Annotated in this window: 17 protein-coding genes; 11 read left to right on the plus strand and 6 right to left on the minus strand. The window is 70.5% G+C overall.

What is annotated here, in order from left to right:
* Positions 1-128: 128 nt before the first annotated feature.
* Both ABZ272_RS02190 and ABZ272_RS02195 read left to right on the plus strand, forming a co-directional pair.
* Entirely contained in the window at positions 129-1,913 is a 1,785-nt protein-coding gene (locus ABZ272_RS02190) for a hypothetical protein (protein ID WP_355048047.1), read from the plus strand.
* A 39-nt stretch (positions 1,914-1,952) separates the two neighbouring features.
* Positions 1,953-3,026, plus strand: coding sequence for a glycosyltransferase family 2 protein (locus ABZ272_RS02195; RefSeq protein WP_355048048.1), 1,074 nt, complete (start codon positions 1,953-1,955; stop codon positions 3,024-3,026).
* 17 nt (positions 3,027-3,043) lie between these two features.
* Here the strand turns inward: ABZ272_RS02195 and ABZ272_RS02200 are convergent, their stop codons facing one another.
* Positions 3,044-3,979, minus strand: a complete 936-nt coding sequence (locus tag ABZ272_RS02200) for a hypothetical protein (RefSeq protein ID WP_355048049.1) — start codon at positions 3,977-3,979, stop codon at positions 3,044-3,046.
* Positions 3,980-4,081: 102 nt separating this feature from the next.
* Positions 4,082-5,815 carry a cellulose binding domain-containing protein gene (locus ABZ272_RS02205; RefSeq protein ID WP_355048050.1) on the minus strand — a complete coding sequence of 578 codons (1,734 nt, stop codon included), beginning with the start codon at positions 5,813-5,815 and terminating at the stop codon, positions 4,082-4,084.
* A gap of 493 nt (positions 5,816-6,308) precedes the next feature.
* Between ABZ272_RS02205 and ABZ272_RS02210 the strand changes: the two genes are divergently transcribed.
* The 5 genes from ABZ272_RS02210 (at position 6,309) to ABZ272_RS02230 (ending at position 10,717) form a co-directional block, all read left to right on the plus strand.
* On the plus strand, positions 6,309-6,569 hold the full coding sequence (locus ABZ272_RS02210) for a hypothetical protein (RefSeq protein WP_355048051.1): 261 nt from the start codon (positions 6,309-6,311) through the stop codon (positions 6,567-6,569).
* A 91-nt stretch (positions 6,570-6,660) separates the two neighbouring features.
* Positions 6,661-8,196 (plus strand): pectate lyase, encoded by a 1,536-nt coding sequence (locus ABZ272_RS02215; protein WP_355048052.1) that lies wholly within the window; start codon positions 6,661-6,663, stop codon positions 8,194-8,196.
* 211 nt (positions 8,197-8,407) lie between these two features.
* A complete protein-coding gene (locus tag ABZ272_RS02220) occupies positions 8,408-9,097 on the plus strand; it encodes a TMEM175 family protein (RefSeq protein ID WP_355048053.1) in 690 nt (229 codons plus the stop codon).
* Between the two features lie 84 nt (positions 9,098-9,181).
* The gene (locus tag ABZ272_RS02225) at positions 9,182-9,940 is read left to right on the plus strand and encodes a GNAT family N-acetyltransferase (RefSeq protein ID WP_355048054.1); all 759 of its coding nucleotides are present in this window, start codon (positions 9,182-9,184) and stop codon (positions 9,938-9,940) included.
* A gap of 51 nt (positions 9,941-9,991) precedes the next feature.
* Entirely contained in the window at positions 9,992-10,717 is a 726-nt protein-coding gene (locus ABZ272_RS02230) for a tetratricopeptide repeat protein (RefSeq protein WP_355048055.1), read from the plus strand.
* Between the two features lie 13 nt (positions 10,718-10,730).
* Here the strand turns inward: ABZ272_RS02230 and ABZ272_RS02235 are convergent, their stop codons facing one another.
* The 3 genes from ABZ272_RS02235 to ABZ272_RS02245 are packed head-to-tail and all read right to left on the minus strand — an operon-like array spanning position 10,731 to position 13,534.
* Entirely contained in the window at positions 10,731-11,429 is a 699-nt protein-coding gene (locus ABZ272_RS02235) for an NADPH-dependent F420 reductase (protein WP_355048056.1), read from the minus strand.
* Positions 11,430-11,460: 31 nt separating this feature from the next.
* On the minus strand, positions 11,461-12,492 hold the full coding sequence (locus ABZ272_RS02240) for an LLM class flavin-dependent oxidoreductase (protein ID WP_355048057.1): 1,032 nt from the start codon (positions 12,490-12,492) through the stop codon (positions 11,461-11,463).
* Positions 12,485-13,534 carry an LLM class flavin-dependent oxidoreductase gene (locus ABZ272_RS02245; protein ID WP_355048058.1) on the minus strand — a complete coding sequence of 350 codons (1,050 nt, stop codon included), beginning with the start codon at positions 13,532-13,534 and terminating at the stop codon, positions 12,485-12,487. Before ABZ272_RS02245 ends, ABZ272_RS02240 begins: the two co-directional genes overlap by 8 nt.
* Before the next feature lie 109 nt (positions 13,535-13,643).
* On the opposite strand from ABZ272_RS02245, the gene ABZ272_RS02250 reads away from it, so the two are divergent.
* From ABZ272_RS02250 to ABZ272_RS02265, 4 genes are all read left to right on the plus strand, one after another.
* Positions 13,644-14,135, plus strand: coding sequence for a MarR family transcriptional regulator (locus ABZ272_RS02250; RefSeq protein ID WP_355048059.1), 492 nt, complete (start codon positions 13,644-13,646; stop codon positions 14,133-14,135).
* 83 nt (positions 14,136-14,218) lie between these two features.
* Positions 14,219-15,409 carry an MFS transporter gene (locus tag ABZ272_RS02255; RefSeq protein WP_355048060.1) on the plus strand — a complete coding sequence of 397 codons (1,191 nt, stop codon included), beginning with the start codon at positions 14,219-14,221 and terminating at the stop codon, positions 15,407-15,409.
* Between the two features lie 80 nt (positions 15,410-15,489).
* Positions 15,490-15,681 carry a hypothetical protein gene (locus ABZ272_RS02260; protein WP_355048061.1) on the plus strand — a complete coding sequence of 64 codons (192 nt, stop codon included), beginning with the start codon at positions 15,490-15,492 and terminating at the stop codon, positions 15,679-15,681.
* A gap of 364 nt (positions 15,682-16,045) precedes the next feature.
* Positions 16,046-19,045, plus strand: a complete 3,000-nt coding sequence (locus ABZ272_RS02265; protein WP_355048062.1) for a glycoside hydrolase family 95 protein — start codon at positions 16,046-16,048, stop codon at positions 19,043-19,045.
* Between the two features lie 36 nt (positions 19,046-19,081).
* On the opposite strand, the gene ABZ272_RS02270 is transcribed toward ABZ272_RS02265, so the two are convergent.
* Positions 19,082-19,744 carry a response regulator transcription factor gene (locus tag ABZ272_RS02270; protein ID WP_355048063.1) on the minus strand — a complete coding sequence of 221 codons (663 nt, stop codon included), beginning with the start codon at positions 19,742-19,744 and terminating at the stop codon, positions 19,082-19,084.

Raw genomic sequence — 19,744 nt, forward strand, 5'->3', positions numbered from 1 at the left:
TCGTCCGTGCCACCGTCTCCGCTCCTGGAAACGTCTATGGGTACGTGGCCGTTGCGTCGTGCGCGAGAACACGCCACGCTTCGGACAGCAGATGGACAAGCCCGGAACTATTGGAGAGCATCGATTTCATGATTATCCGGTCCGCCACCCCACCACCAACCTCGGAAGACGTGACCCCCGACGAGATCCCCGAGGATCGGCCGCCGGCCGACTGGGGTCGCTGGAACTGGGCGCGTTCCGAATGGACCGTGGCGGTGGCGGCGAGCCTGCTGTTGGCGGTGGTGCTCACCTGGCCGACCCTGCGCCACCCGGCGACCACGATCCCCGGCGACCTGGGTGATCCGCTGTTGCAGGCGTGGCAGGTCGCCTGGTCGGGGCACGCCCTGCTGACCAGCCCGGCCGACCTCTGGAACTCGAACACGTTCTACCCCGAGACGTACACGTACGCCTACAGCGACACGCTGCTCGGGTACGCCCCGATGGGGATGCTCGGCTCCGGCTTCACGGCCGCCGTGATCCACTACAACCTGCTGTACGTGCTGCTGCACGCGCTTGCGTCGTTCGGGGCGTACGCCCTGGCACGGCAGCTCGGCTCGAACCGGTGGGGCGGCGCGGTCGCCGCCGTGGCCTGGGCGTACGCGCCCTGGCGGCTGGCGCACTCGGGGCACCTGAACATCCTGTCCAGCGGGGCGATCGCGCTGTCGCTGGCCATGTTGGCCCGTGGTCACGGCTGGTCGCTGCGCCACGGGTACCGGCCCGAGCTGCGCAAGCCGGGCTGGGCGGTGGCCGGGTGGCTCGTCGCCGCCTGGCAGGTCAGCCTCGGGTTCGGCATCGGCCTGCCGCTCGTCTACTTCCTGCTGGCCACGGTCCTGGTGGCGGCCGGCTGCTACGGCTGGTCGTGGTGGCGCAAGCGGGAACGCCCTCCGTTCGGCCGGCGGCTGCTGCTCGCGGATCTCGTCGGCGGCGGCGTGTTCGGTCTGGTGACGCTGCTGCTGGGCATGGTCTACCTGCGCGTCGTCGACCTCAACCCGCAGGCCGAGCGGACGCTGGACTGGACGAAGATGTTCTCGCCTCCGCTGATCGGCTTCGTCACCGCGCCCGCCGACTCGTGGCTGTGGGGTGAGCGGCACGCCGGCGCACGCGAACAGCTCTCCTGGCCCCCGGAGATGGCGCTGCTGCCGGGGATGATGGTGATCGGGCTGGCGGCGGCGGGTCTGTTCCTCTCGGCGTACCCGCTGCGGCACCGGGTCGCGCTGGGCCTCGGCGTGGTCGGCACGGTCCTGTTGGGGCTGGGCGCCACCCTCGGCGGTGACGGGGACCCGGGCTATCTGACCCTGTCCACGCTCCTGCCGGGCTGGGACGCGTTGCGGACGCCCGGCCGGATGATGCACTGGACGAGCCTGCTGCTCGCGGTGCTGGCCGCCGGCGCGGTGACCGCGCTGGCCGAGTCGCTGCGGCAGTCCACGCCCCGCCAGTGGGCGCGGACCATCACGCCGCTGGTCCTGCTGATTCCCCTGACGGTGGTCACCCTGGAGGGTGTCAACAACACACCCCACCCGACCGTGCCACAGCCGCCGGCCGCGATGCGGACGGTGCAGGACCCGATCCTCGTGCTGCCGGCCGGGGGAGTGGGCGACCTGACGTACATGTTGTGGACGACCGACGGGTTCCCCCGCGTGACGAACGGTCTGGCCGGCTTCGAGCCGGTCAGTCAGGCGCAGACCCGTACGGCGGTGGCGTCGTTCCCCGATCCGGTCAGCGTCGCGCACCTACGGGGGATCGGCGTGCGGTCGGTGGTCGTCGTGCCGAGCCGGGCCGTGGGAACGCCGTGGGAGAGCATCGCGACCCGACCCATCGACGGGTTGGGCATCACCCGGGAGGATCTCGATGGCATGCTGGTCTACCACCTCTGACCGCGTGGGCGGCGGATGCCCGGGTACGGGCGGGGTGAGGTGACGAGCATGCGACTGTCCGTCGTGGTGCCCTGCTTCAACGAGGAGGCGTCGGTCGAGCGGCTGCACGAGACCGTGTGTGCCGCCCTCGCCGAGCTGCCCGACGTCGAGGTCGAGGTGGTGTACGTCGACGACGGCAGCGAGGACGGCACTCTCGAGGCGCTGCGCCGGCTCGCCGCCGCCGATCCGACCGTCTGCTACACGTCGCTGAGCCGCAACTTCGGCAAGGAGGCGGCGATGCTCGCCGGGTTGCAGCGCGCCACCGGTGACGCGGTCGTCATCATGGACGCCGACCTGCAGCATCCGCCCCGGCTGCTGCCGGAGATGGTGACGCTGTACCAGCAGGGCTTCGACCAGGTGATCGCCCGGCGGGACCGGCGCGGCGACCGGTTCGTCCGCATGGTCGCCTCCCGGTCCTTCTACCGCGTGATCAACTGGTGGATCGACGTGCGCCTCCAGGACGGCGCGGGCGACTTCCGCCTGCTGTCCCGGCTCGCGGTGGACGCGATACTGGCGATGCCCGAGTACAACCGCTTCTCCAAGGGCCTGTTCTCCTGGATCGGCTTCCGTACGGCCGTGGTCGCCCACCCCAACGAGACCCGGCAGGCCGGGCGGAGCAGGTGGACGCTCAGCAAGCTCTTCAACTACGCGTTCGACGGCCTGTTGTCGTTCAACAACCGGCCCCTGCGCCTGGCCATCTACGGCGGCCTGTTCCTCACCCTCATCGCGCTGGCCTACATGGCGTGGGTCGTCGCCGACGCCGTCGAGAAGGGCATCGACGTCCCCGGCTACACGACGATCATCGTCAGCGTGATCGGGCTCGGGGGTATCCAGATGACGATCCTCGGCGTGATCGGCGAGTACATCGGCCGGATCTACTACGAGACCAAACGTCGACCGCACTACCTGGTGCAGGAGACCGAGTACCTCCTGGCGGAGACCGGCGAGGCGTCGCGGCGGCCGGTGCCGCCCGCGCCGCGCTCACCGGTACGGGGCCAGCGGGTGACGTTGCCCCGGGAGAATCCGCTCTCCCGGCCGGCGTCCCGTCGCCCTGACGACCGCGAGCTGAGCTGAGCGGGGCCTGCGGGCGGTCAGCGCCCGCAGGCCCGGCACGCTGTGCGGGTACGCAGGTGGTAGTCGCTGGACGCGGCGAGGAGGCCGAGCCCCAGGAGGCAGTACGCCGACATGGCCACCCAGAGGAACGCGTCGGAGAATTCGCTGGCCGAACCCGACGCCACCTGCGCCATCCCCATCCCGAAGTACACGACGATGGCCGCCCCGAGCCCGAATCCCGGCACCAGCAACAGCCGGCGGGGAATCGTACGGCCGGCGAGCAACGGCACCCACCCCGGCCAGACCTCACCCCAGTGGTGCACCAGGGCCAGCGGCAACAGCACACCGGCCAGCACCAGACCGATCTCCAACCCGATGATGGAGGCGTCCTGCGCCACGTCGTCGAAGCCCACCACGGCCTGCGCCGCGAAGCGGGTCACGAGCCCGGCCACCGCCACGTACGCCGCCCGGCGCGCCCATGGCGCGGGCGTCGAGCGTCGGTGGCCGGGCCGGACCGTGCGGCAGCACTCGGCACAGTCACCCCGGGTGCGGCGCTGATAGTCGAAGACGGCCAGGCCGAGGAGCACCGCTCCGGTGGCGCAGCCGAGCCGGCTGGCGAACGCCACCGGGTCGAACGACGGGCCGGGCGCGAACAGCAGGAGGCTCACCAGCTCCGGCAGCAGGATCGCCGCCGCCGCGACGAGCGCGCCGGCGACGATCCAGCCCACTGCCGCGAGCGCCGGTCGCCAGGTCGCCGTACGGTCCAGGGCGACCGCCGCCGCGCCCGCGACCAGGCACAACGCCACCGACCGCCAGCCCGTGAAGCCGAGCAGGTCGGACCCGAACGGCGGAAACTCCGGTGTCTCGCCGACCGTCCACACCAGGCGTAGGCCGCCGTAGGCCACGGCCCAGCCGAGCACGGCGTACGTCAGGCCGTGGCCGCTGCCACGCGTGCGGGGTGCCGTCGTCGTCATGCCTGTGATCCTCGCGGCGTCCACGCCGCGGGGCTTCCCTCCGGTCGGGGAAGGCGCTCCCCGACCGGAGGGAAGTGGCTCACGATTGCCGCCTCCCGGCGGTCAGAGCGTGAACACGAGGGTCGAGATGCTCCGTGCGCCGACGTTGATGGTGGCCTGGCCTCCGTTCACGCTCGTCGGCTGGCTCGCCGCGTTGGCGTTCTGCGAGGTCAGGTAGTACTCCGCCTTGCTGACGTTCTGCGGGGCCTGGATCACGGCGTTGTTGACCGCGCTGTTCGACCGGTTGAGGATGACCAGCGTGATCTTGCCGTCCCCCTGGTAGGCCGTCACCTCCAGCGGGGACGCCTTGGAACTCTTGGTCAGGGCGACGCGCTGGTAGCCCGGCCGGACGTACTTCGCGTACTGGGAGAACGCGTACCCGCGCTTGAGCGGCGCGCCGGCCGTGGTGCCGTAGGCCGCCTCGCCGTCACCGATGAAGGAGTAGTAGCGCTTGCCGTACCACCAGATGTAGGCGCTCCAGTTGGCCTCCATCGACCGGTGCACCGTCCGCATGATGTCGTCGAGCGTCTCGTTCCAGACGGCCAGGTTGCTGGGGTTGCCCCAGATGTTCGAGCCGCCGCCGTCCGCCGCGTGCAGGTTCCACTCGGTCATCCACACCGGTTTGTTGTACTGGGCGGCCAGGTTGTACGGGGCCAGCCGTCCGGCGGACTCGGTGCCGTACAGGTGCCCGCCGATGTAACCGATGTTGTTGCGCGCGGTCGCGTCGTTCAGGGTGGGGTCGGTGTAGCCGTAGTTCAGGTTGACCGCCTCGGCGACCATCAGCTTGCTGTTCTGCACCTTCGAACCCTGGTCGCGGACGAAGGTACGCAGCTCGGTGCCACTCCAGTCCATCGAGTCGTAGTCGGGGTGCCAGTCCGGCTCGTTCTGCACGGACGTGACGTCGATGGTCACCCCCTGACCTCGCATGTACTGCACATAGCTGTTCAGATGGTTCGCGTAGTCGTCGTAGTAGTCGGTCTTCAGCTTGCCGCCGTTGACCCTGCTGTTGTTGGTCTTCCAGGCGGCGGGCGCGGTCCACGGCGAGGCGAGGATCTTCACGTTCGACCCGTACGCCTTCGCCGTCTTCAACGAGTTGACGTGGGTCGCCCATTCGCTGGACTCCGGCGAGAGGCCGGTACGCACGATGGACAGGCCGAGCTGGTTGGCGCCCAGCCCGACCAGCGTCTGGGTGTCGGTGGTCGACCAGGCGCTACCCCAGATGGACTGGGCGGCTCCGAACCCGTCGACGGTCTGGTACCTGGTGTTGCTGTTCACCGTGATGTCGGCCGGGCCGGTGGGCGGTGGTGTGGTCGGTGGCGGCGTCGTCGGCGGCGGTGTCGTCGGGGCCGGCGTGGTGGGGGCCGGTGTCGTCGGCGTCGTCCCGCCGGTGCACGTCACGCCGTTGAGCGCGAAACTGGACGGATCGGGGTTGCTGCCCGTCCACGAGCCGTTGAAGCCGAACGACACGGTGCCGTTGGTCTCGATGGCGCCGTTGTAGCTGACATTCCGGGCGGTGACCGCGGCGCCGCTCTGGGTCAGTGTCGTGTTCCAGGCCTGCGTGACGGTCTGTCCGGCGCTGTAGGACCAGGTCAGCGTCCAACTGCTGACCGGGTCGCCGAGATTGGTGACGGCGACGTTCGCGCCGAAGCCGCCCTGCCACTGCGATGACACGGTGTAGTTCACGGCACAGCCGGCGGCTGCGGCGCCGGCGGGCGCGGCCAGTGCGACCGCCGTCGACGCCAGCAGGACGGCGCCCGCCGACACCAGGGCGGCGTTGGTGACCCTTCGTTTTCTCATCAGACTTCTCCCGAGGTGGGTGGTGGCGGCCGACGCGTCCGGGCTGGTCGGTCCGGAGAGCGTCGGGCGGTACGTCAGGCGTCCCCGGGAGCGCTCCCAAGCACGCGAGGCGGGGCTGTCGGATCTGCTGTCGAGATCAGCCGGGCCGGTCACCCTCGACCTGCCGGTCGCCGAGCCCGACGCCGCGACGATTCGCGGAGGGGGTTACCGGGGGAACGCCGGTGCGGCGGCCGGGAGTCGACGCCGGATCGGCCCGCGCGCCGGCGGTGCTGCGGGGGCGCGACGAGTGACGATGCGACGGGCGGGTCCGGCGGGGCTGCGGCACCCTCCTTTGTCGACCGGCTCGTGGGGCGGCCGCTCTGCTCATTCGCGGCTCACGGGTGAGTGCCGCACAGCAAGCGCGCGAAACAGTTTCTCGTAACCAGGAATTTATTTCTTTCAACCTCCCTTGTCAACGCCACCCCACCCACCCGCCCTCTCCGACTTCACCCCGGTGATCATGAAGTTGTTGTCGTGGTTGTCGGCGTGTCGTGGCGATAACTTCATGATCACCGGAGCCTGGGGGTGTGCTGCAACAAACCTGCAAGCGGTAGGTGTTGCTTCACGGAAAACGCTTTCCTACGATCGTGTCACGTCGATGTTTCGTCCCCGGATCGATTGGGTGCGCCTCGGGGTGCTGCCGGTCGCGTGCCGCTTGGCCAGCGGCTCCGCCTCGGACGTCAGGGTGGCGGTATTGCCGACGATCGATGCGTAATTGATTGTCGCCTATTCCGGGTCGGGTGACGGCGGTCGTCTGACGCCTTCCGGCATCGACGCGTCACTCGATTCTTCGAAAGTGAGGCGAGATGAGACGAACACTCGTACGCCGTCTTCCGGCGGCACTCGTGACGGTGGCCGTCGGGGTCGCGGCCGGCGTGGCTCTCCAGGGTCCCCGGCCGGCGGCGGCGGTGGGCGCCGCCACCGGTTACGCCACCCAGAACGGCGGGACCACCGGTGGCGCGGGAGGGCAGACGGTGCGCGCCAGTACGGGCACCGCGATCCACGCGGCCCTGTGCGGACGGGCCAGCAGCAGCACCCCGCTCACCATCGAGGTCACCGGGACGATCAACCACGGCAACACCAGCAAGGTGTCGGGATCGAGCTGCAGCACGGCGGACGGCGTGATCGAGCTGAAGCAGATCAGCAACGTCACCATCATCGGGGTCGGCAGTGGAGCCGTCTTCGACCAGGTGGGAATCCACATCCGCGACTCCCGCAACATCATCGTGCAGAACGTCACGGTCCGGAACGTCAAGAAGTCGGGTTCGCCGACCTCCAACGGCGGAGACGCCATCGGCATGGAGAGCACCGTCCGCAACGTCTGGGTCGACCACGTCACGCTGGAGGCGTCCGGCGGGGAGTCGGAGGGGTACGACGGCCTCTTCGACATGAAGAACGACACCCAGTACGTGACCCTGTCGTACAGCATCCTGCGCAACTCGGGGCGCGGTGGTCTCATCGGGTCGAGTGAGAGCGACCTGTCGAACGGCTTCGTCACGTTCCACCACAACCTGTACCAGAACATCGATTCCCGTACGCCGTTGTTGCGCGGCGGCGTCGCCCACATCTACAACAACAGCTACGTGAGCCTGAACGAGTCCGGCATCAACTCCCGGGCCGGTGCCCGAGCCAAGGTCGAGAACAACCACTTCCGCAACTCGAAGGACGTCCTGGGCACCTTCTACACCGACCAGCGCGGCTACTGGCAGGTCAGCGGCAACATCTTCGACAACGTCACCTGGTCCACCCCCGGTAGTGACAACTACCCCGCCGGCCCCAATCCCACGTCCACCACCACCGTCAGCATCCCGTACGCGTACCGGCTGGACGGCGCGAGCTGCGTGCCGAACGTCGTCGGCCAGACGGCGGGCGCCAACACGGGCCTGCGGGTGTCCGACGGAAGCTGCTCGCCGCAGACGCCAGCGCCGACCACGCCAGCGCCGACCACGCCACCGCCGACCACGACGCCACCCAGCGGAACGAATCTCAGCCTGGGCGCCGGCGCGGACGGTTCCAGCAAGGCCAGCGGGACCAGCTACGGCAACGTGCGCGACGGCGACATCGCCACCTACTGGTCGCCGGCCGGCTCGACCGGTTCGATCTCGATCAAGTGGGGATCCGCCACACGGGTGTCCCGCGTGATCATTCGGGAGCCCTCCGGCACCCAGGGCTCCATCGGAGCCTGGCAGCTCGTCAACCACGATACCGGCGCCGTCCTGGCCGCCGGTGCGGGTGCGGGTGCGATCACGTTCGCCGCGACGACGCTGAGCAAGATCACTTTTAAGATCAACAGCTCCAGCGGTACGCCCCGGGTCGGCGAGTTCGAGACGTACGCCAGCTGACCGTCCGGTGGCGGGCGCGTCGGGCACGCGGTGAGGAGCGGTATTCCGCAGAGGTATGAATATGACCCTGAGGAATGCCGCTCTTCAACCCGTCGCCGTCGCGCGCCAGGCAACGGCCCGTCGCCGTGCCGAAGAGCGACGACCGGCTCAGGCCGGTGCTCCGATCCGCAATCACGTTCGGTTGTCGCGGCGTCGCTGTTAGCATGCGGCAATGTCCGCAGGTCAACGGGGGATCCAGGCAGGCGACGGCGATCCCGCGGTGACCGACGCGGGTCGCCTGGCGGCGTTCAGCGACGGTGTGTTCGCCATCGTCATCACCCTGCTGGTGCTCGACCTGCGGGTGCCGGACTTCCACGAGGGCGAGCTGGCCGAGGGGCTTCTCGGTGAGGGGCCGTCGTACCTCGCCTTCGTCGTGTCGTTCATCTACGTCGGCGTTCTCTGGCTGAACCATCACGCCGTGCTCCAGTTGGTGCGGGGCACCACCCCGGCGTTCAGCTCGATCAACCTCGGCATTCTCTTCGGCGTGGTGATCATTCCCTTCCCCACCGCGGTCCTGGCGTCGGCGCTGGCCGACGGCAACACCGACGACCTCCGGGTGGCCGTCGTCCTGTACGCGTTCGCCGCCTCGCTGATGTCGGCGCCGTGGTGGGTGCTCTTCTCCTATGTCCGCCGCCACCCGGCGCTGCGGGCCGACACCGTCGGCCAGGACCAGGTACGCGTGCAGGAGCTCCGCCCGATCGTCGGCCTGGTCCTCTACGGCCTGACCGGTCTGCTCGGCTGGCTGGTGAACCCGTTCCTCGGCCTGATCGGCGTGGTCGTGATGATCATTTTCCATGGCGCCACCAGTCAGGGGCTCCGTTCCGGGCGGTGGTGGCCGGGGCGCGACACCCACCGGCGCTGACCCCGCCGCACCTCGGTTCGCGCAGGTCGCGGCGTTGCGGCTATGTTTGCGCACGCTCGGGGGAGCGTCAGGGGGGACGAGGGCATGAACATCATCGGCGATCGGATGGCGGCGGCGTACGACGACGCGATCGAGGATCTGTGCGGAGCGACACCGAAGGGCTACTACGCGCGGCGGGGCACCGCCCGTGCGGCGGTGACCCACTCGGGAGCGGCGACGCTGAACGTGGCGTACGACCTGTCGCGGGAGCCGGATCTCGAAGCCCTGCACGAGCTGGCCACCGAGGTGTCCGGGCAGGTCGAGGCCTGGTCGATCATGGTCCGGGGCGACGTCGACGGCGCGGTGGCCGATCTCGCCGCGCGCCACGGGCTCGCCGCGCGCAGCGAGCTGCCCCTGCTGGCCGCCATGGTCGACGAGCTGGTGTTCCGGACGGACGAGGCGCAGCGCCAGCGCGTACAGCGGGTCGGCGCGGCGGACAGCGATCGGTACACGGACGTTCTGACCAGGGGCTTCGAGGCGCCGGACGGTCTGTTCGGGTCGCTGATGGGGGGCGCGGTGCTCGACGCCGAGCGGATCGACGGCTACCTGTACGAAGAGGCCGGCCAGGTTCTCGGCACCGGTCTCGGGATGCGCACCCGCGGTGTGGTCGGCGTGTTCAACATCGCCGTCGTTCCGGACGCGCGTGGTCGCGGCCTGGGCCGCGCGATCACCGAGAAGGTGCTACGTGACGGCGTCGCGGCCGGCGCGGACGCGGCGTACCTGCAGTCCAGCGCGCTCGGCCGGCCGCTGTACGAGTCGATGGGCTTCCGTTTCCAGGAGAACTGGATCGCCTTCCATGCCTGAGCAGCCGCCGTCAGGCCCGGAGAGCCGCGACGCACGAGGGGGAGAGTAACCGTGAGCTTCAGTGACGACGTCCGTTCGGCCTTCCGGCGGGGGGAGAGCGACGCGGTGGTACGGATGAGCACGACGGAGATCGAGCGTGCCCGGGCCGTCGGCGACGCGGCGGGTGAGGTGGAGGCCCGCTACAGCCTGGCCCGGGTGGCGATTCGTGGCGGCGACCTGGCGCTCGGGGAGACGCGGGCGCGCGAGGCCCTCGACGTCGCGGTGCGCTCAGGTGACCGCGCGCTCCAGGAGCGGCCGAGGCACGTGCTGGCGGCGGTGGCGCGGATGGCCGGCGACCTGGACCGGGCGCGGGACCTGTATCGCGACAGCATCGCGCTGAACGAGTCGCTGGGCCGACCGGAGACGGTGAATTCCGAGACGCACAACCTGGCCTTCTGCGAGCTGGGTCTCGGTAACCTCGCCGAGGCGCGGCGGCTGTTCGCCCTGAGTCGTACCCGGGTGTTCCAGCACGGCTGGGACGACTTCGTGCCATACGTCTGCGTGGCGGGTGCGGCGCTCGCGTCCGCCGAGGGTGACCATTCGCGGGCGGCGCTCATGGTCGGCCTGGCGGAGGCGGCGTTCGCGGCGATCAGTCAGGTGCCGGACCCGGACGACGCGGCCGACCTCGCCGCCGTGCGCGACGCCGCGGTCGGGGCGCTCGGCCCCGCCGCCTACGCCGCCGCGCAGGAGCGGGGTCGCCACCTCGATCCCCGTACGGCGTTCGACGACGAGGACTGAGAGGACCAGCGGGTCAGGCCGACCGGGCGGCGGCGACGGCCTGGCCGCGCTCCGATTCGGGAAAGCGCCGGAGCATGGCCCGTACCTCGTCGGCGCTGACGTTGGCGCCGAACAACTCGCTGCCCGGTTCGAGGCGTACGCCCTCGGCGAGCGGGCCGGCGACGACCGGATCGAAGCCGAGGGCGTCCACCAGCGAGGCCACCGGAGCGAGGTCGGCCTCGTCGTCGCCGGCGATCGCAATGGCCTTGCGGCCGGCCGTGCCCGCCGGCCGGGCGCCGTCCTCGAGATCGTGGTAGCCCATGTGGTTGAACGCCTTGACGACCCGCGACCCGGCCAGGAACGCCTGGACGATCTCACTGGACGAGGTGCGCGGATCGGTCAGGTCGTCGCGGATGCCGTCGACCTCCCACCAGTAGTTCATCGCGTCGACGACGAGCTTGCCGCGCAGCGCCTCGGCGGGCAGCGCGCGGTACTTGCCCAGCGGCAGGGCGAGCACGACGATGTCGGCGTCCGCCACGGCGTCGACGGCGGTGGTCGCCACCGCTCCGGGCGTCAGCACCTCGACGGTCAGGGCGATCTTCGCCGGATCGCCGGAGCCGGCGACGAGCACCCGGTAGCCGGCGGCGAGCGCGAGCCGGGCGAGGACCGTGCCCACCTTGCCGGCGCCGAGGATGGCGAGGGTCCGTGGTCGGTCGGTACCGCTGTCGTTCATGTCTTCCTCTCCGAGGATGATCGGCCGGTGGTCAGCTGGCCAGGATGTCGCGGACCATGGGGATCACCCGCGAGCCGTACAGCTCCACGGCGCGCATCCGGGCGCTCACGGGCTGCGCCCCGGCGGTGTAGATGAGGTCGAAACGGCCGACACCGAGACCCTTGATGGCGGCGGCCATCCGGCGGGCGACCGTCTCCGGCGAGCCGATGTAGAGCGAGCCGTGCTCCACCTCCGAGTCGAACTCCTGGCGGCGGATCGGTGGCCAGCCGCGCAGCGCGCCGATCCGGTCGCGCATGACCCGGTAGTACGGCCAGAACAGCTCCTTCGCCTCCTCGTCGGTGTCGGCGACGAAGCCGGGCGAGTGCATCCCGACCGGATGCGCGGTGGTGCCGAGCTGGTCGGCGGCCCGGCGGTAGAGGTCGATGTAGGGCGCGAAACGCTCCGGAGCGCCGCCGATGATGGCGAGCATGAGCGGCAGGCCGTACCGGGCGGTCCGCACCACCGACTGCGGCGAGCCGCCGACGCCCACCCAGGTGGTGAGGCGTCCCGACTCCGTCTTGGGAAACACGTCGACGTCGGTGAGCGGGGCGCGGGTGGTGCCGCTCCAGGTGACCGGCTGTTCGTCGAGCAGCTTCGCGAACAGCTCGATCCGCTCCTCGAACAGCACGTCGTAGTCGGCCAGGTCGTAGCCGAACAGCGGGAAGGACTCGGTGAAGGAGCCCCGGCCGAGGATCACCTCGGCCCGACCGTTGGACAGCGCGTCGACCGTGGCGAAACGCTGGAAGACGCGGACCGGGTCGTCCGAGCTCAGCACGGTGACGCCGGAGGAGAGCCGAATCCGCGAGGTACGGGTGGCGATGCCCGCCAGCACCGTCTCCGGCGTCGACACCGAGTACTCGGGTCGGTGGTGCTCGCCCAGCGCGATGACGTCGACGCCGAGGTCATCGGCCAGCACCGCCTCGTCGACGACCTGCCGGATGGCGGCGGCGTGGGAGACGGGCTTGCCGGAGTCGTCCTCCGGTACGTCACCGAAGGTGTCGAGGCCGAACACGAGATCAGACATTGGTGGTCTCCTTCGCCAACAGCTCCCGGACCCGCGGCGCGACCTCGCTGCCGAGCAGCTCGATGGTGCGCGCCCGCGCCTCGCGAGGCAGATGCATGATGTCGTACTTCAGGTCGAACCGACTCAGCCGCAGGTCGCGGGCCATGGTTGCGATCTTGCGCGCCACCGTCTCCGGTGACCCCACGAACAGCGCGCCGTGGTCGATCTCGGCCTCGTAGCGCGCGCGGTCCGGCTTGTAGAAGCCGCGCTCCTCGGCGAGCCGCGCCACGGTGGGCTGCCAGTACCGCCACCACGTCTCGACGGCCTCCTCGTCGGTGTCCGCGACGAGGCCGAGCGAGTGTTGCCCGACCGGTTGCGCGGCCTGCCCGAACTGTTCGAGCGCCCGATGGTAGAGGTCGACGTGGCCGGCGAACCGCTGCGGGCGTCCACCGATGATCGCCAGCAGGAGCGGGAGCCCGTGTCGGGCGGCGCGGATCACCGAGTTGGGGCTTCCGCCGACGCCGATCCAGGTGGGGATTCCGCCCGGGCGCATGCGCGGATGGAGTCGTTGCGCGACCAGGGGAGTGCGTACAGTTCCCGACCAGGTGACCGTTTCGTCGCGTTGGAGCTGGAGGAACAGGTCCAGCTTCTCCTCGAACAACCGCTCGTAGTCCGCCAGGTCGTAGCCGAACAGGGGGAACGACTCGGTCGCGGAGGCCCGTCCGAGGACCAGTTGGGCCCGGCCGTCGCTGACCGCGTCCAGGGTGGCGAACTCGTGGTAGAGCCGTACCGGGTCGTTCGTGCTCAGGACGGTGACCGAGGTGCCGAGCTTGATCCGGTCGGTCGCGGTGGCCATGGCCGCGAGCAGCACGGGGGTGGCCGAGTCGTTGTGCCCCTCCCGGTAGTGCTCGCCCAGGCTGAACACGTCGAGCCCGACCGACTCCGCGAGCCGGGCCTCGTCCACCAGCAGCCGGACGGTCTCGGCGTCACTCAGGATCCGGTCGCCGTCCGTGGCCACCTCGCCGAACGAGTTGAGCCCCAGTTCGAAGGGTGCGGCGGACATGTCTCCTCCTCGGCGTTCTTCGCCGTCGACACGCGGGAAGTGGCCTTCCCGGTTGACGTGTCAATGATGCTAACCTGCGAATTGACACGTCAATTCCCGGGAGGGTTCGATGGTCGAGACCACACCCGAACGGCGCGGGGGCCGGCAGTTGCCGACGGCGGAGGAGCTGCGGATCTGGCGGGACTTCGTCGAGACGACAGAGGCGCTCACCTCCCGGGTCGGGTCGCGTCTCCAGGTCGACTCTTCCCTCTCGCCGGGTGACTACGCCGTCCTCCTCGCCCTCAGCGAGGCCCAGGATCGGCGGATGCGCTCCTCCGCCCTGGCCGCCCAGATCGGGTGGGAGCGGAGTCGACTCTCGCACCACCTGGGTCGGATGGAACGACGCGGGCTGATCCGCCGCGAGGAGTGCGCGACCGTCCCGCGCGGGGCGGAGGTGCTCCTCACCCCGGCCGGGGCCGAGGCGTTCCAGCGGGCGACCTACCCGCACCTGCGCACCATCCGGGAGCTGTTCGTCGACGCTCTCACACCGGACCAGCTCCGCGCGGCCGGCGACATCGCGCGGGCGCTGCGCGAGCACCTGGGGTCCGGCGCCGACGAGTAGTCGGGGAATGGAGGACGGCACATCGGGTACGCGCCTGCGGCCGTCGAGCCCGACGAGCGCCGCGCAGCCCGAGGAGCACCGACATGTCGATCGCGGGGCGGGTACGACTCGCGCCGAACGTCTCCCTGGTGCTGCTCGCGTCGATCCTCGTGTCGTTCCTGGCCGCCTCGGCGGCCCCGACCCCGCTGTACGGGACCTACCAGGAGCGCTGGCACTTCTCCCCGGTCACGACCACCGTGGTGTTCGCGGTCTACGCGCTCGCGGTGCTGGCGTCGCTGCTCACCTTCGGCAAGCTCTCCGACCACGTCGGCCGGCGTCCGGTCCTGGCCGCCGCGATCGCCGTGCAGATCCTGTCCCTGCTGGTGTTCATCCTCGCCAACGGCGTACCCGCGCTGCTGGTCGCCCGCCTCGTGCAGGGGCTCGCGGCGGGCGCCGCCACGGGCGCCGTCGGCGCGGCCCTGCTGGACATCGACCGTGCCCGCGGGACGCTCGCGAACTCGATCGCACCCGGCCTCGGCACCGGCAGCGGGGCGCTCCTCTCGGCGCTGTTCATCCGCTACCTGCCCGCGCCGACCCGCCTGGTGTACGTCGTCCTCGTCGTGGTCCTGCTGATCCAGGCCGTCGGGGTCGCCTTGATGCCGGAGACCGTCACCCGGATGCCAGGTGCGCGGCGCAGCCTGCGACCGGAGATCAGGCTGCCGCGCCCGGTGCGCGGGCCGGTGCTGGTCGTCGCTCCGGTGCTGTTCGCGGTCTGGGCGCTGGCCGGCTTCTTCGGCGCGCTCGGCCCGGCGCTCGTACGCAGTCTCATGGACACGTCGATCGTGGTCGCCGGTCTGGTGCTCTTCGTCTTCGCGCTCTTCGGGTCGGTCGCCGTCCTGCTGTTGCGCGACACCGCCGCCCGGACGGTCATCCTGACCGGGATCGTCGCCCTCATCCTCGGCATGGTCGTCACGGTGGTCGCGGTCATGGCCGAGTCCGTACCCGGGTTCTTCGTCGGTCTCGCGCTCGGCGGTGTCGGCTTCGGCGGCGGGTTCCAGGGCAGCCTCAAGACGATCATGCCGCTGGTCGAGGCGCACGAACGCGCCAGCGTGCTGTCGCTGCTCTACGTGGTCTGCTACGTCGGTTTCGGCCTTCCCACCGTGATCGCCGGCTTCCTCGTGGTGTACGCCGGGGGCCTCCCGCGGACCGCCGACGAGTACTCCGTCGCCGTCATCCTGCTCGCGCTGGTCGCCCTGTTCGGGCTGCGCCGGGCGACGAGGGCGGCGCCGGGCTGATGCCCCGAAGGCCGCACCTGACCGGTGGGCAGGACGTAGCGTGGTCGTCGACGGTGGGGCGAGAAACCCGGGAGGTCGCGTTGAGTCCGAACGCCGGTGAGGGCGAGCTGACGTCGTATCGGTCGGCGACCGACCTGGCGGACGCGCTGCGGCGCGCGGCGGCCGCCCACGACGAGCACGAGAAGCGCACCGGCCAGCGGGACGACAACTGGCCCGACTGGTACGCGAGGTACCTGGTGGCCGAGCAGTCCGGGGCGACGCTGCCGGAGTGAGCCCGCGCCCAGCCGCGCCCGCCGGTCCACGAGGCCGACGCGGCGCGGCTGCCGCCATTCATCGGACGTATTCTCGTCCCTGGTCCCGCTCGTGTCGGCCGTGGTGAGCGCGCCGCTCCGCCCCGCCGCCACCTGGACCGCATCCGGGTCGCCACACGTCGCCGCCGACCGGTGATTCACCAGCGATCGACCGTTGCCTATTGCGTGACGTCGGAGTAATCTTCCCGAAACACATCGGACGTTTGGTCGTCCACGGGTCTGCCTACGACCTGCGCTGCACGGTCGGTGTCACCGCGCGGATCCACTATCGGGGGTCGTCGTTGTCGCGCTTGGGTGGCCGCATCGGTCACCGTTTGGAGGATCGATGTCAGACCTGACCCGGCGGCAGGCTCTCAAGATCGGTGCGGCCGGCGCGGGTGGCGCCCTGCTGCCGCTGCCGTGGACGGCGACCGCCAACGCCGACTCCGTCGCGCCGCCGCAGGTGCTGGCGGCCAACGACCTCGCCCTCTGGTACGACGAGGGCGCCGGCACGGACTGGCTGCGGGCCCTGCCGATCGGCAACGGCCGGCTCGGCGCCATGGTGTTCGGCAACGTCGACACCGAACGGCTTCAGCTCAACGAGGACACCGTCTGGGCCGGCGGCCCGCACGACCCCAGCAACACCCGGGGCGCGGCGGCGCTGCCGGAGATCCGGCGGCTGGTCAACGCGAACCAGTGGACCCAGGCCCAGGACCTCATCAACCAGACGATGATGGGCAACCCCGGCGGGCAGTTGGCGTACCAGACCGTCGGCAACCTCCGACTCGCCTTCGGGTCGGCCAGCGGAGCGTCCCAGCACAACCGCACGCTCGACCTCACCACCGCGACGGCCACGACCTCGTACGTCCTGAACGGCATCCGCTACCAGCGTGAGGTTTTCGCCAGCGCGCCCGACCAGGTCATCGCGATGCGACTGACCGCCGACCGCGCCACCTCGATCAGCTTCACGGCCACCTTCGACAGCCCGCAGCGTACGACGGTGTCCAGCCCGGACGGCACGACGATCGGCCTCGACGGGGTCTCCGGCAGCCAGGAGGGCGTCACCGGGCAGGTCCGCTTCCTCGCCCTGGCCAACGCGACCGTCACCGGCGGCAGCGTGTCCAGCTCGGGCGGCACCCTGCGGGTCACCAACGCCACCAGCGTCGTCCTGCTGATCTCGATCGGCTCCAGCTACGTCAACTACCGCAACGTCGGTGGCGACTACGGGGGCATCGCCCGGCAGCGCCTGAGCGCGGCGCGCGCCTACAGCTACGACCAGTTGCGCACCCGGCACGTCGCCGACTACCAGGCGCTGTTCGGACGGGTGACCCTCGACCTGGGCCGCACCTCCGCCGCCGACCAGACGACCGACGTCCGCATCGCCCAGCACAACAGCGTCAACGACCCGCAGTTCTCCGCGCTGCTGTTCCAGTTCGGGCGGTACCTGCTGATCTCGTCGTCGCGGCCCGGCACCCAGCCGGCGAACCTCCAGGGCATCTGGAACGACTCGCTGACCCCCTCCTGGGACTCGAAGTACACGATCAACGCCAACCTGCCGATGAACTACTGGCCGGCCAACACGACCAACCTGGCCGAGTGCCACAACCCGGTCTTCGACATGGTCCGGGAGCTCGCCGTCACCGGGGCGCGCACCGCCCAGGTGCAGTACGGCTCCGCCAGTGGCTGGGTCACCCACCACAACACCGACGCGTGGCGGGCCACCGCCGTCGTCGACGGCGCGTTCTGGGGCATGTGGCAGACCGGCGGCGCCTGGCTGTCCACGTTGATCTGGGACCACTACCTGTTCAACGGCGACATCGAGTTCCTGCGGACGAACTACCCGGCCATGAAGGGCGCCGCGCAGTTCTTCCTCAACACCCTCGTGACCGAGCCGACCCTCGGCTACCTGGTGACCAACCCGTCGAACTCGCCGGAGCTGAGCCACCACTCGAACGCCAGCGTCTGCGCCGGGCCCACGATGGACAACCAGATCCTGCGGGACCTCTTCGACGGAGTCGCCCGGGCCAGTGAGATCCTCGACGTGGACAGCACCTTCCGGGCGCAGGTACGTGCCACCCGGGACCGCCTCCCCCCGATGAAGGTCGGCTCGCGCGGCAACATCATGGAGTGGCTCTACGACTGGGTGGAGACCGAGCCCAACCACCGGCACATCTCGCACCTGTACGGTCTCGCGCCCAGCAACCAGATCACCAAGCGTGGCACCCCGCAGTTGTTCGAGGCCGCCCGCCGTACGCTGGCGCTGCGCGGCGACGACGGCACCGGCTGGTCGCTGGCCTGGAAAATCAACTTCTGGGCGCGGATGGAGGAGGGCAAGCGGGCCCACGACCTGATCCGCTACCTCGCCACCACCGCCCGGCTCGCCCCGAACATGTTCGACCTGCACCCGCCCTTCCAGATCGACGGCAACTTCGGCGCCACCGCCGGCATCGCCGAGATGCTGCTCCAGAGCCACATCGGTGAGCTGCACATCCTGCCCGCGCTGCCGCCGGCCTGGCCCAGCGGCCGGGTGACCGGCCTGCGGGGTCGTGGCGGGCACACGGTCAGCATCACGTGGGCGAGCGGCGCCGCCACCGAGGTGCTGGTGCGACCCGACCGCGCCGGCACCGTCCGCCTGCGGTCGCGGTTCCTGACCGGCACCGTCAGCGTCGTCGACACCGCCGACGGCACGTCGCGCCAGGTCACCCGGGTCGAGTCCGACCTGGTCGAGGTCAGCGTGCAGGCGGGACGCACCTACCGGGTCACCAGCACGGGCGCCACCACGCCGACGTTGGAGCAGAGCTTCACCAACGCGGGCATCACCAACGACAGCAACACCAACGTCGGCAACTTCGACGGCAACGGTGCCACCCTGTCGGCGCAGGCCCTGGCGCAGGCCGGCGCGAGCCCGGGCAGCACGGTGAGCCGCAACGGGGTGAACTTCCGCTGGCCCAATGTCAGTCCCGGCACGGCCGACAACGCCATCGCCTCGGGCCAGACCCTCGGCATCAGCGGCACCGGCAGCACGCTCGGCTTCCTCGTGACCGGCACGTACGGGGCCGTGTCGGGCACCGGCACGGTGGTGTACGCGGACGGGACCCGCCAGACGTTCACCCTGAGCACGCCCGACTGGTACGGCGGCCCGGTGTCCGGCGCGACCGCCGCCATCGTGTCCGCGTACCAGAACCGGCCCAACAACGGTCGACAGGCCACGGCCGCGTGCATCTACTACGTGGGCGTCGCGCTACAGAACAAGGCGGTGACCCAGGTCGTGCTGCCCAACATCAGCGCACGGGCGGCGGCCAACGTGCCGACGATGCACGTCTTCGCCATCGCCATCGGGTCCTGACACTCAGCTCGCGTCGCGCCGCCGGTGACGGCACGGTCACCGGCGGCGCGGCGTGATCAGTCCCGACTCGTACGCCCACACGACCAACTGGGCGCGGTCCCGGCAGTGCAGCTTCGTCATGGCCCGGTTGACGTGCGTCTTGGCGGTCAACGGGCTGATCACCATGCGCTGGGCGATCTCGTCGTTGGTCAGCCCCCGCGCGACCAGCTCGACGATCTCCTGCTCCCGGGCGGTCAGCACGTCCCGACCGGCCTTCGGCACGGCCGGCGGTGGCCCGGCCACGAACTCGCTGATCAGCGTACGGGTCACGGCCGGCGCGAGCAGCGCGTCGCCACCGGCCACGACGGCGACGGCCTGCAACAGGTCGGCGGGGTCGGCGTCCTTGAGGAGGAAACCGCTCGCGCCCGCGCGCAGGGCGGCGAAGACGTACGAGTCGAGCCCGTAGTTGGTGAGGATGAGGACGCGGGTGGCGGCGAGGTCGGGATCGGCGGCGATGCGCCGGGTCGCCTCGATCCCGTCGAGGCCGGGCATCTGCACGTCCATCAACACGACGTCCGGGCGGAGGCGTCGTGCGAGCTGCACGGCCGACGCGCCGTCGGTGGCCTCGCCCACGACCTCCAGGTCGTCCTCGGCGGCCAGCAGGGCCCGGAAGCCGGCCCGCATCAGCGCCTGGTCGTCGGCGAGCAGGACCCGGATCAT

The sequence above is a fragment of the Micromonospora sp. NPDC005979 genome, assembly GCF_040614415.1.
GTDB lineage: Bacteria > Actinomycetota > Actinomycetes > Mycobacteriales > Micromonosporaceae > Micromonospora.

Excerpts from the sequence above, each read along its gene's own strand:
- ABZ272_RS02250 (WP_355048059.1), top strand. The coding sequence starts at position 13,644 with ATGGTCGAGACCACACCCGAACGGCGCGGGGGCCGGCAGTTGCCGACG.
- ABZ272_RS02205 (WP_355048050.1), bottom strand. The coding sequence starts at position 5,815 with ATGAGAAAACGAAGGGTCACCAACGCCGCCCTGGTGTCGGCGGGCGCC.
- ABZ272_RS02245 (WP_355048058.1), bottom strand. The coding sequence starts at position 13,534 with ATGTCCGCCGCACCCTTCGAACTGGGGCTCAACTCGTTCGGCGAGGTG.
- ABZ272_RS02215 (WP_355048052.1), top strand. The coding sequence starts at position 6,661 with ATGAGACGAACACTCGTACGCCGTCTTCCGGCGGCACTCGTGACGGTG.
- ABZ272_RS02225 (WP_355048054.1), top strand. The coding sequence starts at position 9,182 with ATGAACATCATCGGCGATCGGATGGCGGCGGCGTACGACGACGCGATC.
- ABZ272_RS02270 (WP_355048063.1), bottom strand. The coding sequence starts at position 19,744 with ATGATCCGGGTCCTGCTCGCCGACGACCAGGCGCTGATGCGGGCCGGC.
- ABZ272_RS02265 (WP_355048062.1), top strand. The coding sequence starts at position 16,046 with ATGTCAGACCTGACCCGGCGGCAGGCTCTCAAGATCGGTGCGGCCGGC.
- ABZ272_RS02220 (WP_355048053.1), top strand. The coding sequence starts at position 8,408 with ATGTCCGCAGGTCAACGGGGGATCCAGGCAGGCGACGGCGATCCCGCG.
- ABZ272_RS02200 (WP_355048049.1), bottom strand. The coding sequence starts at position 3,979 with ATGACGACGACGGCACCCCGCACGCGTGGCAGCGGCCACGGCCTGACG.
- ABZ272_RS02235 (WP_355048056.1), bottom strand. The coding sequence starts at position 11,429 with ATGAACGACAGCGGTACCGACCGACCACGGACCCTCGCCATCCTCGGC.
- ABZ272_RS02190 (WP_355048047.1), top strand. The coding sequence starts at position 129 with ATGATTATCCGGTCCGCCACCCCACCACCAACCTCGGAAGACGTGACC.
- ABZ272_RS02240 (WP_355048057.1), bottom strand. The coding sequence starts at position 12,492 with ATGTCTGATCTCGTGTTCGGCCTCGACACCTTCGGTGACGTACCGGAG.
- ABZ272_RS02255 (WP_355048060.1), top strand. The coding sequence starts at position 14,219 with ATGTCGATCGCGGGGCGGGTACGACTCGCGCCGAACGTCTCCCTGGTG.